This window comes from Sporosarcina sp. FSL K6-3457 (assembly GCF_038007285.1).
In the GTDB taxonomy this organism is placed as follows: domain Bacteria; phylum Bacillota; class Bacilli; order Bacillales_A; family Planococcaceae; genus Sporosarcina.
Window position 1 is genome coordinate 384,226 of the sequence record NZ_JBBOWX010000001.1, and the last position, 15,302, is coordinate 399,527.

12 protein-coding genes are annotated in these 15,302 nt (G+C 40.8%); 10 read left to right on the plus strand and 2 right to left on the minus strand.

From position 1 onward, the window contains the following. Position 1: 1 nt before the first annotated feature. From mgrA to N1I80_RS01980, 6 genes are all read left to right on the plus strand, one after another. On the plus strand, positions 2-991 hold the full coding sequence (mgrA, locus tag N1I80_RS01955) for an L-glyceraldehyde 3-phosphate reductase (RefSeq protein ID WP_340736294.1): 990 nt from the start codon (positions 2-4) through the stop codon (positions 989-991). Positions 992-1,160: 169 nt separating this feature from the next. After that, entirely contained in the window at positions 1,161-2,117 is a 957-nt protein-coding gene (locus tag N1I80_RS01960) for an acetylxylan esterase (protein ID WP_340736295.1), read from the plus strand. Then, positions 2,110-4,359, plus strand: a complete 2,250-nt coding sequence (locus N1I80_RS01965; protein WP_340736296.1) for an alpha-galactosidase — start codon at positions 2,110-2,112, stop codon at positions 4,357-4,359. Before N1I80_RS01960 ends, N1I80_RS01965 begins: the two co-directional genes overlap by 8 nt. A 24-nt stretch (positions 4,360-4,383) precedes the next feature. Beyond that, positions 4,384-5,775 (plus strand): glycoside hydrolase family 1 protein, encoded by a 1,392-nt coding sequence (locus N1I80_RS01970; protein ID WP_340736297.1) that lies wholly within the window; start codon positions 4,384-4,386, stop codon positions 5,773-5,775. A gap of 83 nt (positions 5,776-5,858) precedes the next feature. Then, positions 5,859-6,770, plus strand: a complete 912-nt coding sequence (locus tag N1I80_RS01975; protein WP_340736298.1) for an ROK family protein — start codon at positions 5,859-5,861, stop codon at positions 6,768-6,770. A 112-nt stretch (positions 6,771-6,882) separates the two neighbouring features. Then, positions 6,883-7,596, plus strand: coding sequence for a GntR family transcriptional regulator (locus tag N1I80_RS01980; protein ID WP_340736299.1), 714 nt, complete (start codon positions 6,883-6,885; stop codon positions 7,594-7,596). Between the two features lie 118 nt (positions 7,597-7,714). Here N1I80_RS01980 and N1I80_RS01985 read toward each other — a convergent pair whose 3' ends face one another. Beyond that, positions 7,715-8,878, minus strand: coding sequence for a class I SAM-dependent methyltransferase (locus N1I80_RS01985; protein ID WP_340736300.1), 1,164 nt, complete (start codon positions 8,876-8,878; stop codon positions 7,715-7,717). An 11-nt stretch (positions 8,879-8,889) separates the two neighbouring features. Beyond that, positions 8,890-9,621 carry an oxygen-insensitive NADPH nitroreductase gene (gene nfsA / locus N1I80_RS01990; RefSeq protein WP_340736301.1) on the minus strand — a complete coding sequence of 244 codons (732 nt, stop codon included), beginning with the start codon at positions 9,619-9,621 and terminating at the stop codon, positions 8,890-8,892. An 89-nt stretch (positions 9,622-9,710) separates the two neighbouring features. Here nfsA and N1I80_RS01995 point away from each other — a divergent pair, with 89 nt between their 5' ends. The 4 genes from N1I80_RS01995 (at position 9,711) to hflX (ending at position 15,243) form a co-directional block, all read left to right on the plus strand. Further along, complete coding sequence (locus N1I80_RS01995; protein WP_340736302.1) at positions 9,711-11,270, plus strand: FMN-binding glutamate synthase family protein; 1,560 nt, start codon at positions 9,711-9,713, stop codon at positions 11,268-11,270. 387 nt (positions 11,271-11,657) lie between these two features. After that, a complete protein-coding gene (putP, locus tag N1I80_RS02000; protein ID WP_340736303.1) occupies positions 11,658-13,142 on the plus strand; it encodes a sodium/proline symporter PutP in 1,485 nt (494 codons plus the stop codon). Between the two features lie 62 nt (positions 13,143-13,204). Then, positions 13,205-13,888 (plus strand): VOC family protein, encoded by a 684-nt coding sequence (locus N1I80_RS02005; RefSeq protein ID WP_340736304.1) that lies wholly within the window; start codon positions 13,205-13,207, stop codon positions 13,886-13,888. Between the two features lie 83 nt (positions 13,889-13,971). After that, complete coding sequence (gene hflX / locus N1I80_RS02010) at positions 13,972-15,243, plus strand: GTPase HflX (protein WP_340736305.1); 1,272 nt, start codon at positions 13,972-13,974, stop codon at positions 15,241-15,243. Positions 15,244-15,302 lie beyond the last annotated feature (59 nt).

The window sequence follows — 15,302 nt, forward strand, 5'->3', positions numbered from 1 at the left end:
TATGTATATTGCAGATGACAAGCGGTATGAGAATATGATTTATCGAAACGTCGGAAACAGTGGCTTAAAATTGCCTGCTATTTCACTTGGTTTATGGACTAACTTTGGTGATGTTGATGTATTTGAAAATTACCGTGCCATGGTTCGGAAATCCTTTGATTTAGGAATTACTCATTTTGACCTCGCAAATAATTACGGGCCTCCTGCAGGAAGTGCGGAGGAAAACTTTGGTCGGATTCTGAAGAAGGATTTTAAAAGTTATCGTGATGAAATGATTATATCTACTAAAGCTGGATATTATATGTGGCCAGGGCCGTACGGGGACGGGGGTTCTAAGAAATATATTATGTCTAGTATGGATCAAAGCTTGCGTAGATTAGGGGTAGACTATGTGGATATCTTCTATTCACATCGTCCAGATCCGGATACTCCTTTGGAGGAAACAGCCGGAGCGTTAGATTTGCTAGTCAGGCAAGGAAAGGCTCTCTATATAGGCATTTCAAATTATACGGCACAGCAAACAAGAGACATCAGTAAACTATTTTCTGACATGAAGACCCCATTTATTATCCACCAACCTTCGTATAGCCTATTTAATCGATGGATTGAAGATGGCTTAAAGGATGTTTTAGTAGAAAAGCAATTGGGGGCTATTGCCTTTAGTCCATTGGCGCAAGGATTACTAACCAATCGTTACATACACGGTATTCCGGAAGATTCACGTGCAAACCGAACGACAAATCCTTTCCTAAATAAGGCCAACGTAGAAGTGACAATTGACAAGGTGAAACAATTAAATGAGGTAGCGAATGGTAGAAATCAAACATTAGCTGAAATGGCGATTGCTTGGATTTTACGTGATGGTATTGTAACGAGTGTCTTAATTGGTGCAAGTCGAGTGAGTCAGATTGAGGAAAATGTGAAAGCGTTGCAAAATATTGAGTTTAGTAAAGAAGAATTAGCTGCGATTGATGAAATTTTGGCGAAGTGAAACAGTAGATACTCCTATCGGGAAAAGGTCCATCTATGCACATAATACTGTGCATAGATGGACCTTTTTTAAATAAATATGAATTTACAAATTATAATATAGAATATACATTTACATAACTAAGTATATACATTATAATGAGAGCGATAATAATACTGGGGGTGTATTCATGAAAGCAGCTCAAATAATGAATGAATATAAGGGGTATATGGGGCAAGGAGAAAAACCTGTTGATTTTGATCACTTTTGGGATAATGAACTAAAAAAACTTGATGAACTATCATTGGGTTATGAGTTGGAAAAGGTAGAAATCCCTTCAAAGATTGCTGAATTTTATAATTTATATTTTATCGGTGTGAATGGTGCGAAAATAAGATGTCAATATATTAGACCTAAACATATTCAAGGTAAAGTACCGGGCATGCTAATGTTCCATGGCTATCATGGAGATAGTGGGGACTTTACTGACAAGCTGTCCTGGGTAGCGGAAGGTTATGCTGTATTGGCGATGGATTGTCGAGGACAGGGAGGATTGTCAGAGGATAATACCGTTGCCAAAGGAACAGCACTTAAGGGCTTCATTATCCGGGGAGTTGAGGAAGGTCCAAAAAAGTTATACTATCGTCAAGTTTTCTTGGACACAGTTCAAACGGCGAGAATCTTAATGTCAATGGATGAAGTAGATGAACAATCCATAGTTGCCCAAGGTGCTTCTCAAGGCGGTGCATTGTCGTTAGTATGTGCTGCATTAGAGCCGAGGATAAAAAAAGTGCTAGCGCAATATCCATTTTTAAGTGATTATCGCAAAACATTTGAATTTGATATTAGTGCCTCTGCCTATGAAGAACTACATTATTGGTTTAGATTTCGTGACCCTATGCACGAAAGGGAAGAAGAATTTTTCCGTACATTAGAATATATTGACCTTCAACATCTTGCCCCGCGCATAAAAGCAGAAGTGAAATGGGCAATTGGTTTAGAAGACGGCGTCTGTTTCCCAGCTACACAATTCGCTGTGTATAACAAAATCAATGCTAAAAAAGAAATGATTGTGTTCCCAGAATACGGGCATGAATATTTGCCGAAATTAGGAGATAAGGTTAGGAGGTTTTTTGTGAATGAATGATAACTTTCAAATGATTAAGGTGAATGACCTTACCAAAGAATTTCATTTAACGAACGGGAAAATCAGTTACCTATTTCGAGTGATTCAAAATAATGGGCAATTAGAGCATTTGTATTTTGGGAAAAGTATGCGCCATCGAGACCACTTTGATTATTTAACAGAAAGAGAAGTTCGTCCTTCCAATAATCAATTCGAGGGTGATCATACATCCTCCATGGAGCATATTAAACAGGAATATCCTACTTTTGGGGCAACAGATTTTCGTCATCCAGCACAACAAATCCGTTATCCTAAAGGGGATCGAATTACCGATTTTCGATATGAACAGCATAAGTCTTATCATGGAAAACCAGCTTTAACAGGATTACCTGCAACGTATGTTGAAGATTCTACAGAAGCAGAGACGCTAGAAATTATTCTTCAAGATACATATTCTGAACTTAAGCTTCATTTGTTTTACACCGTATTTGCTGATTACTCGGCAATTGCTAGAAGTGCGAAGTATGTAAATCATGGTGCGGAAACGTTTAGTTTAGAAGCGGCGATGAGTGCAAGTATTGATTTTCCGGACAAGAATTTTGAATTAGTCCATTTAAATGGTGCGTGGGCTCGCGAAAATCAGATGGAAAGAACGCCGATCATAACAGGAACTCAATCGGTTTCGAGTGCCCGCGGAGCAAGTAGTCATGTCCATAACCCATTTATGGCATTGGTTCGCCCAGACACGACAGAGCATCATGGTGAAGTATACGGTTTTAGTTTAATTTATAGCGGGAATTTTTTAGCTCAAGTGGAAATTGATACGTATCAAGTAACACGAGCAATGATTGGCATTAACCCTTTTGAATTTAGCTGGCAGTTAAAGCCTCAAGAAGTTTTCCAAACACCGGAAGCTGTCATGGTATATGCAGAACATGGGTTGAATGACATGAGTCAGACATTCCATAATTTATATCGAAAAAGACTGGCACGAGGAGAATGGAGAGACAAGGAGCGTCCAATCTTAGTCAATAACTGGGAAGCTACTTATTTTGATTTTAATGAAGAAAAGATCCTTGATATTGCAAAAACGGGCGCAGAATTAGGGATGGAATTATTTGTGTTGGATGATGGTTGGTTTGGAGAGCGTCATGATGATACATCATCTCTCGGTGATTGGTTCGAGAATAGGGACAAGTTGCCGGATGGGATCAAAGGGCTGTCAACAAAAGTTAAACAATTGAACATCAAATTCGGGCTATGGTTTGAACCGGAGATGATTTGCAAAGATACGAAGTTGTTTCAAGAGCACCCTGATTGGATTATGCAAGTACCAGGAAAAAGCGTTTCTCACGGAAGAAATCAGTTCGTCCTAGACTTTTCTCGACAAGAAGTTGTGGATCACATTTTTGAACAGATGGATGCTATTTTAGTTGATGGCAATGTGGACTACATTAAGTGGGATATGAATCGTTATATATCTGAAGCTTATTCCCTAGCATTACCGGCAGAGCAGCAAGGCGAAGTGTATCACCGCTATATTCTAGGGGTGTATCGTTTATATGAAAGATTGATAGAGAAGTATCCACATATCCTTTTTGAATCATGTGCTGGTGGCGGAGCAAGATTTGACCCTGGAATGCTGTACTACGCACCTCAAGCATGGGCAAGTGATGATACAGATGCAGTGGAAAGATTAAAAATTCAATATGGAACATCATTGGTCTATCCTTTATCGAGCATGGGCAGTCATGTATCAGCTGTTCCAAACCATCAGGTGGGTAGGATGACAAGTCTTGAAATGAGGACGAATGTAGCTTATTTCGGAACATTTGGTTATGAATTAGATATTACTTTGCTGTCAGATGAAGAAAAAGAGCAAGTGAAAAGGGATATAGTCTTTTTCAAAAAGCATCGTAAGCTATTCCAGCAAGGACAATTTATTCGCTTAAGTAGTCCATTTACAAGTAATGAAACTGCTTGGATGGTTGTGTCGGAAGACCAATCAGAAGCGATTGTTGGTTATTATGAAGTGTTGGCAAAACCGAATCGTCCATATGAGCGCTTAGTCTTAAAGGGACTAGCAGAAGACAAGCTTTATAGAATTAATGATTCTGACGTGTCAAGATTTGGTGATGATCTTATGCAAATTGGTCTATTATTTGGCGAGAACTTTATTGGTAAAGCGAGTGAGTACTGGGCGAAAGAGAAAATTAAGGACTTTAATAGTAAACTATTTCATTTAAAAGCAATTACAGAATAAAAGCATAGAAGGAGAGACTGGACAATGAGAAAATTCCCGGAAAACTTTTGGTGGGGCGCTGCAACTTCAGGGCCACAAAGTGAAGGACGATTTAATAAGAAACACGCGAACGTTTTTGATTATTGGTATGAGGTTGAACCAGAAGAGTTTTACGACCACGTAGGGCCCGATACAGCTTCTAATTTTTATCATAGTTATGCTGAGGATATTCAATTAATGAAGGACATTAATTTGAATTCTGTCCGTACTTCCATTCAATGGACACGGTTAATAGATGATTTTGAAACAGCTACAGTAAATCCAGATGGCGTCAGGTATTATAATGCGATTATTGATGAATTTATCAAGCAAGGAATTACACCTGTAATGGCATTGCATCATTTTGATTTACCAGTTGAGCTTTACCATAAATATGGTGGTTGGGAATCAAAACATGTTGTGGAGCTGTTTGCAAAGTTTGCTGAAAGATGTTTCGAGTTGTTTGGTGACCGTGTAAAGGATTGGTTTACATTTAACGAGCCGATGGTTATAGTTGATGGGCAATACTTGTATCAATTTCATTATCCGAAGCTAATCGATGGGAAAAAGGCAGTACAAGTTGCGTATAATCTTAACTTAGCGTCAGCAAAGGCTATTCAAGCATTTCGTAAATTAGATCTTCCGCAAAAAGGGGCGCGAATTGGGACTGTTTTAAATCTCACTCCCTCATATCCGGCTAGTGACCATGAGGCGGATATAGAAGCAGGTAGAATTGCCGACCTATGGAGAAATGAAATGTTCTTAAATGTAGCGGTATTTGGGGAATTCCCAGCTGCATTAGTAGAGCTTTTGACAAAAGATAAAGTCATATGGGAGTCAACGGAAGAGGAGTTGGCGATTCTTAAAGCCAATACAATTGATGTGTTGGGTGTGAATTTCTATCATCCATCCCGTGTGAAGGCGCCTGATATTTCACCAAATAGTACAGCTAATTGGATGCCAGATCGTTATTATGATTCTTATGACATGCCTGGAAGACGAATGAATGTCGATAAAGGATGGGAGATCTATCCTGAGGCTTTATATGATATTGCCATTAATATTCGTGATAATTATAAAAATATTGACTGGTTTGTTTCTGAAAATGGAATGGGTGTTTCACAAGAAGAGCGCTTCTTAAATGAAGAGGGCGTTATCGATGATGATTATCGTATTGATTTTATTACAGAGCATTTAGAATGGCTTCATAAGGGGATTGAAGAAGGATCGAATTGCTTCGGTTATCACTTATGGACACCAATTGATTGCTGGTCATGGAAAAATGCGTATCGCAATCGTTACGGATTTATATCCAATAATATTCACACTCAGATTAAAACGATTAAAAAGTCAGGGCATTGGATTAAGGAAGTAAGTAAAAATAATGGACTGAAATAATGAGTAGGAGAAGCATCTGTTTTGTTGAAATGAAAAAGGTTAACCTAACAAAACAGATGCTTTCTATTAAAGGAGGATAGGATATGGCGTTGCTTTTATTTGATTTTGGGGGTTCTTCAGTAAAGTATGGCGTTTGGGATAATGACGATATACTAGAGAAAGAATCATTTGTGACACCGACTACATGGGAGTCCATGAAAGCATCTTTATTAAAGATAAAAAAAGAGAAGGCTGCTACATATAACATTGAGGGAATTGCCATAAGTTCTCCGGGTGCGGTGAATCAGGTAGCTGGTATAATTGAAGGAGCAAGTGCGATTCCTTATATCCATCATTTTCCGATAGTCGAGGAGCTCGAGGAACTATTCGGGTGCCCTGTATCGATTGAAAATGATGCGAATTGTGCAGCGCTAGCCGAGTTTTGGAAAGGAGCTGCAAAGGGACTTAAGAATGTAATCTTTGTAGTTGTTGGTTCTGGAATAGGTGGTGCTGTAATCATAGATGGGAAAATCCAATATGGTAAGCATTTATCTGCTGGAGAATTTGGGTATATGCTCCTAACAGATCAGCATACATTTAGTGATTTAGGGACGGCTGTCAATATGGCGAAGCGTTATACTAAGCGTAAAAACCTTGAGGAAAATGCAGTGAGTGGTAAGGAGGTGTTTGAATTAGCCGAGCAAGGGGACGCTATTGCACAAAATGAAGTGGATACATTTTATCGTTATTTAGCACAGGGAATTTATAATTTACAGTATAGTTTTGATCCGGAAAAAATAATTATTGGCGGTGGAGTTTCGAGTAAGAGTGATTTAATACCACAGTTAACGGTCAACTTAGAGCGAATAGCTAGACAGGTAGAAACTGCTCTTTTTGGTCCTGAAAATTCCCTTCATATTCCGGAAATTACCCTTTGTGAATTTAAAAATGATGCAAATCTTATCGGGGCAGTTTATAATTTCGAAACGAATAGGGGTCATCAAAGTCATAATTAAGGACTTTCCTATTTTTCAAAAACATAACCTCATTATATTATAGGGGTGTAGTCTTTTTGGAGACGACTCTTTTATAAGATAGCTCAAGAATATAAATTAGGTGGTTTTTGATATGGTCAAATATGAAGCAATTTCAAATGAGATGAGAAAGAGAATCCAATCGGAGTATTACTCTAGTGATCAACCTATACCAGTTGAGCAAAGTCTTGCAAATGAGTTTGGTTGTAGTAGGGTTACGATGAAAAAGGCTTTAGATATTTTAGTAATGGAAGGTTTGCTCTATCGAAAACGTGGGCATGGCACATTTATCATACAATCCTCAATAGATGATAGTACTGTAAATGTGATAAGTGAAGAAAGTTTAGGATTATCGAATACTATTAAAGATCAAGAGGTTACAAGTAAGGTGATTACATTTGCCATTCAATTTCCTTCGAAAGAGGTAGCTAGACATCTCCGTATTGATATGGATACACCTGTCTATCATATTATTCGTTTACGTATTGTGGCGAATGAACCTTATGTTATTGAAGAAACTTATATGCCGTCAAATTTAATTCCGGGCATTAATGACCAAGTTTTACATTCATCCATCTATGATCATATACAGCATAAGCTGGAATTGAAAATGGGTGGGGCACACCGAAAAATAAGAGCCTGTAAGTCGGAGAAATTAGATTGGGAACACTTAGACTGCAAGCAAGATGATCCGATATTAGAAGTAGAACAAACAGGTTTTTTAATTACGGGAATTCCATTTGAATACTCCTTTTCAAGGCATCGATATGATAAATTTGTATTTACATCAGTAATGGTGAATAGATAAGAGTGTGCTCATTTATGGCAAGAAACTTTGAAGAAGCAATTGCAAGTTACTGAAGAAGAATAAAATAATGACTAAACAACCCCCTCCACAATTTTCGTGAAAGTGGAGGGGGTTACTTTTATTTCAATAAATCGCCCAATTCCTTCTCCAAAAACGGCTCTGCATTCAGCAAGTTTTTGAATGAAGTGTAGCGTGTAAAGTCATCAGCTGATGGCTGGCGACCCGTAAGGTAGGCGCGTATTAAGACATTCTTCGGTGTATGTTCCATGTCGATGAACTCCAGTAGTTGCGCTTCGTAGCCGACGAGTGATAAGAGCTCGGCACGGATAGAGTCGGTAGCGAGTGCAGCAAAGCGTTCTTTGATGAGTCCGTGCTGGAGCATGATATCGAGCGCTGGGGAATTGATTTGGGAGAATAGTTCATGCTGACAGCAAGGAACACTCAAGATGACTTTTGCTCCCCATTTCACTGCCCGAGCAAGTGCCATATCTGTCGCGACGTCACATGCATGTAGCGTGACGACCATATCGACAGACGTTTCGCCGTTGTAGTCGTTAATGTCACCGACAAGAAACTCCAAATCATCGTAGCCAAGATCTTGCGCAATGATGCTACACTCCTCAATGACTTCTTTCTTCAAATCAAGCCCAGTCACCTTAATATCGAGTCCTTTTTCGATACGTAAGTAATGATACAGTGCGAACGTCAAATACGATTTCCCAGAGCCAAAGTCGAGAATACGCACAGTACGGTCCTTTGGCAAATGGGCAAGTGAGTCGTCAATGAATTCAACGAAGCGATTAATTTGCCTAAACTTGTCATGTTTTTGCTTTTTCACTTTACCGTCAGGTGTTTGAACACCAAGGCGCACAAGAAATGGATATGGCGTGTTTTCGTCCAATAAATAATTTTTCTTCCGGTTGTGGGAAAGGTCAGCCACTTTCCCGGAGTTTACCTTGTCAGATTTCCACATCACCTTGAACTTTTTGGATAGCTGGACATGAATCTTTTCGCCTGAAAACTCGGCGTGAAGCTGTTTGAAGCGTTCAAGCAATTGCTGTAGATGCTCCCGCAAGTTAGTGGGTGTGACGTTGTCATGCTTTAAAATGCGTTCATACTGATATTCAAATTGGATGTGCAACTGTCCTTTTATCTCCACAGGCTTCACTTTCACCCGTTTCAATTCATCTGTCTTTGTTCGGGGCTGACTGATGGTTGCGTTAATGAATGCTCCAGCTGTTATCCGACGTGTGAGTTCCTCTAGTAATTCTTCAAATTGCATGCTAATCTCTCCTAGTTAAATTCAAATCCTTGCTTATCCAAAAATGCTTTCATATGTGTTCTTTTCGGTGAGCCCAAAAACGTTGCCATGGCGTCAGACCAGACGGCGTCTTTTCGGTTTGATCCGCGGCTTAAATAATAGTCATTCATGACCTCATCATAAATTGGAATGATGTCTTCGTATTTACTGGCATCATAGCTGTTTTCATGAATGATTGCTTCTACCGGCAATCTCGGCTTCACTTCATTGGACTCGTCTGGTACACCTATTGTCATCGCAAACATTGGTGCAACACCTGTGGGCAGATTGAATAGCATACTGATTTCTTCGGGTGCATTACGGACACCACCGATATAGCAAATACCGTATCCTTTTGATTCTGCCGCAATCGCGACATTTTGGGCGAATAAGGAAACATCTGTCACACCGACAAGTAGGCTTTCTGCATGTGAAAAGTCGATGTCTTTCCCAAGTAAATTCGCGGCTTGTTGAATGCGATGAAAATCCATACAGAAAACAAGTACAGCACCTGCCGATAAAATTTGTTGTGGATTTTTCGCGAGTTCGGCTAGCTTCGCCCGTTTGTCAGTGTCTGTCACATGGATGACGGAGTAAGCCTGTACAAAATTAGAGCTTGCGGCATGCTGTCCTGCACGAATAAGTTCGACTACATGTTCTTTAGATAGTGGACTGTCTTTATATTTTCGCACGGATGCGTGTGCAGTTAATAATTCGATGACCATGGAATCCCTCCAAAAAATTTCTATAGAATAAGATTAACAGACTTCATTAGTGGTAAACACCTATTAACGCTTGGAAAAGGGGTGGGGATATGTTTTGGATAGAAAGTATTTCGATTACGGCGGCATTGCTCATTTTATTTCTAGTTGTACTACCGATTACGATCGGTGTATTTCTTTATTTTTATGATAGAAGGCAAAGGCAACACGCCATTTTACGGAATTATCCGATTTTAGGACGGATGCGTTATATGTTGGAGAAGACGGGACCGGAGTTACGGCAATACTTATTTGATGATGATAATGATGGGGAACCGTTTAACCGTGAAGAATATTTGCATATGGTGATGCCTGGGAAATATTTGAATAGTGTTATTGGTTTTGGCTCGAAGCGCGACTTTAATGAGGCAGGCTATTTTATTCGCAATGCGATGTTCACGAAACAGAATGAGGAAATGCGTGTAGATAATGATGGACTTGTGGATACGATGCGCTATGTGGTTGATGGTGATTATTTGTTTTCACGGAAAGAGCATCGTGAAGAGTTACCGGCGTTGCCATGGCTGTTGCCGGAAGAGGACGCGATTATTATCGGACCGAATTGTCAGCAGCCTTTCCATGTGCGCAGTATGCTTGGGCAATCTGCGATGAGTTACGGAGCACTCGGTGAAAATGCGATTAGTGCTTTGTCGAAAGGGATAGGCATGGCGAAAGGTGCCTGGATGAATACAGGGGAAGGCGGCCTTTCGCAACATCACTTAGCAGGTGGAGCAGATATCATTGCACAAATTGGCTCAGGATTGTTTGGATTCCGAACGGAGGATGGCGAATTCAGTTGGGAGAGGCTACGTGAAAAAGCCGAAATTCCACAGGTTAAAGCATTTGAAATTAAGCTGGCGCAAGGGGCGAAAATGCGTGGTGGGCACGTCGAAGGAGCGAAAGTGACGGAGGAAATTGCAGCAATTCGTAATGTTGTACCTTTTACGACCATCAACAGTCCAAATCGTTTTCACCAGTTCGATGATTATCCAACCTTATTTGATTTTATCGATAAAATTCGGTTGCATTCTGGTAAGCCAGTTGGTATGAAGGTCGTCATTGGTAGTAAGCAGGATGCTGAAGAACTGGCGTCTTTCATGCATGAAACAGGTATGGGGCCGGATTTCATCTCATTAGATGGTGGGGAGGGTGGTTCGGGGGCGACGTATCAGGATTTAGCGGATAGTGTTGGTTTACCGCTTCGGTCATCGCTTATTCTCCTTGATGATGCCTTAAAGAAATTTGGAGTGCGCGATAGTGTGAAAATTATTGCGTCAGGTAAGATTACAACACCTGATCGTGCAGCAATCGCTCTATCGATGGGGGCGGATCTTGTTCAGATTGCCCGTGGCTTTATGATATCAGTCGGTTGCATTATGGCGCATAAATGCCATACGAATGAATGTCCAACGGGTGTTGCGACGACAGATAAAAAACTACAACAAGCACTTGTTGTAGAAGAGAAGAAATATCGTGTGACCAATTACATTTTGACAATGAGAGAAGGATTGTTTCGGATTGCGGCAGCCGCCGGTCTTGATTCACCGACAAAGTTCGGCCGTCAGCATGTCGTTTACAAGGATGCACGTGGAAGAACATTCCCTGTAGAATAGACAATTTGTAATTCGTTCAACAAGAAAAAGCGTATTCCTTGCCAACCTCAAGAAATGCGCTTTTTCTATATGAAGTGGGAGTTATTCTGGTGGCTGTTCTACGATGCTAGATGCCGGATGCTGTCACCTTATCATCACGATTCCCGAAAAAACGAATGTTAAACCTAAATACAAATATTCAAGTTCATATGAAAAATGGTATCACCAGTTCTTAAAAATATATATGTGTCGAAAGGGGATTATTTCCCGGGGAATTTCTCGGAAATAAAATAATCCTGTCGTTCTTTGTTTGGTAAATATTGTTTTAGGATGAAATTGAAAATAACTATCTTAAAGTTCTCAAAGAAATGGTATGATGAAGATAACTTTTGAAAGGGGGATTTATAATTGTCAAATGAAATGTATCAATTAGCTTCTATCATATTGTACATGGGGGCAATGATTTTTATCGGCTGGTATGCTTTTAAGCGGACGTCTAATCTGACGGATTATATGCTTGGTGGGCGAGCGCTCGGGCCAGCTGTAACCGCTCTCAGTGCAGGTGCTGCCGATATGTCGGGCTGGTTGTTGATGGGATTGCCAGGTGCAATCTATCTCAATGGATTGGTCGAAGCTTGGATTGCTATCGGGTTAACAATCGGTGCATACTTGAACTGGGTGTTTGTTGCACCACGCCTTCGTGTCTACACACAAGTATCAAGTGATTCGATTACGATACCAAGTTATTTGGAAAGTCGATTAAAGGATAACTCACGTCTGTTACGGATTGCTTCTGGAATTATCATTCTTATTTTCTTTACGTTTTATGTATCATCAGGAATGGTTGCGGGCGGGAAGTTTTTCCTTAGCTCATTTGGTCTAAATTATCACGCAGGTCTGTTGATTGTCGCTGGAGTCGTTATCTTCTATACATTATTTGGTGGTTTTTTAGCGGTCAGTTATACAGATGTTGTGCAAGGAATTATTATGTTTTTTGCTCTTCTTCTCGTACCGATTGTAGGCGTTTTCATTACAGGTGGATTTGGGGAAACAGCGGCGAGTATTCGGGCTGTCGATCCACAGCTGTTGAATTTTGTTTCAGGTGCTTCATTCCTCGGTATATTGTCGGCAGTTGCTTGGGGGCTAGGTTATTTTGGTCAGCCGCATATCATCGTCCGCTTCATGGCAATTAGCTCACATAAAGAAGCGAAAAAAGCTCGACGTATCGGAATTGGCTGGATGTTTTTAAGTTTATTCGGTGCAGTTGCGACGGCGCTTGTAGGGATTGCTTACTACCAGCAAAATACGAATGCAACACTGGTAGATAATGAAACGGTATTTATCGTTCTTGGACAAATTATTTTCCATCCATTTATTGCCGGTATTATGCTTGCAGCTGTTCTTGCAGCGGTTATGAGTACGATATCTTCACAACTAATTGTATCGTCTTCCGCACTTGTTGAAGACTTATACAAAACGTTTATGAAGAAAGATGCGACAGATAAGCATTATGTTTTTTTAGGAAGAATGTCGGTGTTGGCAGTATCGCTAATTGCTATTGTTCTTGCTTGGCCGAACAATGAATCCATTTTGAGCATCGTATCGTTTGCATGGGCAGGATTTGGTGCTTCATTCGGTCCAATTATTTTGCTATCTCTTTACTGGCGTAAGCTGACAACAAAGGGTGCGCTATGGGGTATGATTACGGGTGCTGTTACAGTTATGATTTGGGGAAATATCGATGTATTGAAAGATAACCTTTATGAAATCATTCCTGGCTTCCTTCTTTGTCTAGCTGTTGCAGTTGTTGTGAGTAATGCTACTTATAAGAAAAATAATGAGATTGACAAAGAGTTTGATGCAGCATTGAAAATTCTTGGTGAGGATAAATAAGATAGAAAGCCTGTGGTGTATACTGCAGGCTTTTCTGCTACTTAGAAAGAGGGTTTATGTTTATGAAACTGGATCACGTTGTTTATTTCACAAATCGAACACCAGATGAGTGGGTTGCGGAACAACAGTCTGCTGTTGTGGGTGGTCGCCATGAGCAATGGGGAACGCATAATGCGTTGATGTATGTAAAAAATGCTTATATCGAATGGTTGTCGGTAGAAAGGCAGGACATCGCAGAGCAAGTAGACCATCCATTGCCGAGGTTATTGCTGCACGACTTAAAGGAGGGTGAAGGCTGGGGCACAGTTTGTCTATCTGTCGAGGATATCGAGCAATTTAATGAGGAAATTAACAATAAAGGATTCAGCACGTCTGGTGTACTTTCTGCACAACGAAGAACCGCTACGGGTCAATTGCGAAAGTGGAAAATGCTATTTGTCGATCAACCCGTATCAAATGAATTGCCGTATCCATTTTTTATCGAGTGGGAGGATGCGGAGGATATTCGTTTTGCCAAGCTGCGTGAAGAGGGTGCGATTACGTCGGCTAATGAACAGCTGGAAATTACGGAGTGTGTCTTCAGTGTTGAGGATCCGCTGAGGGAGACGGCGGAGTGGGCGATTTTATTGTCACAAAAAGTGGGTGACGCCGATGATATTGCCTTGTCAAATGTCTTGTTGAAGTTTGTGGAACATGAAGGTGGGAAGGATAGATTGACGGATGTTGTCATTGGGCAGGCTAACTAGCACAGAAACCGCCCTAATTGGTGCGTGAATCTACATATGGTAAGATAAATAGACCTATGGTAAGGCTAGAGAGGAGTCGTTGGATGGAAGTGTTAGTGGAACGTGCGGTGCTTGTCGGTGTGCATGAACAAAAAGATGAGCATTTCGCCTATGCGATGGAGGAATTGAAAAATCTGGCGGAAGCGATTGCTGTTGAGGTGGTTGGTGAAGTGACGCAAAACTTAGAACGTCGCCATCCATCTCATTATGTTGGCAAAGGAAAAATTGATGAAATCCGTCATTTTTATGAAGAATTAGATGCCAATCTTGTGATTTTCAATGATGAACTGTCGCCATCACAAATTCGGAATATGGAGCAGGAGCTGCAGTGTAAGGTCATTGACCGGACGATGCTGATTTTGGATATTTTCGCACGACGCGCCAGAACGAGTGAGTCTCGGATGCAGGTTGAATTGGCGCAGTTACAGTACATGTTGCCACGCCTTGTTGGTTTGCGTGCTTCACTTGGGCGGCAAGGCGGTGGGACAAGCGGTGGACTCCAGAACAAAGGTGCTGGGGAAACGAAGCTTGAGCTGGACCGTCGGAAAATTGAAGACCAGATTGCCAAATTGCGCCGCGATTTAGATCATGTGAAGGATCAGCGTGATACACAGCGTAAGCAACGTAAAAAAAGTGGCACACCTGTCGTGTCGATTGTAGGCTATACGAATGCGGGCAAGTCGACGCTGATGAACAAACTGCTGATGAAGATGGATGCTGAAAATGCAAAGCAGGTATACGAAGAGGATATGTTGTTTGCCACATTGGATACGTCTGTCCGCAATGTAAAGTTGATTGATAATAAACAATTTATCTTAACAGATACGGTTGGATTTGTATCTAGGCTTCCGACTCATCTCGTTAAAGCATTCCGCTCGACGCTAGAAGAAGCGCGTGATGCGGACCTCCTTCTCCATGTTGTGGACGTGTCGAATACAGAGCATGGCTATATGATGGAAGTGACGAATGAGACTTTGCAGGCAGTCGGCGTGGAGAATGTTGAGACATTGAAAGTATATAATAAGGCGGATCTTGCGAGTATTCGCTATCCAGAAGTGAACGACGACAGCGTTTGGCTTTCGGCTAAGGAAGGACAAGGGTTAGATGAGCTTGTCGAATTAATAAAGAAAAAGATTTTTGGTCAGTATAGCACGTGCAAACTGCTCATTCCGTTTGACCGCGGTGATATTGTGTCTTATTTGAATGATAAAGCGAATGTGAAGAGTACGGAGTACGAGGAAGATGGCACGCTGATGACGGTGGAAATGGATAGTTCTGAGCAGAAGAAGTTTGAGGAGTTTATCGTCAGTCATTAAAAAACAGCACCGCATGACAATAACTGTCATGCGGTGCTGTTTTCTATATAAGAGAAAGG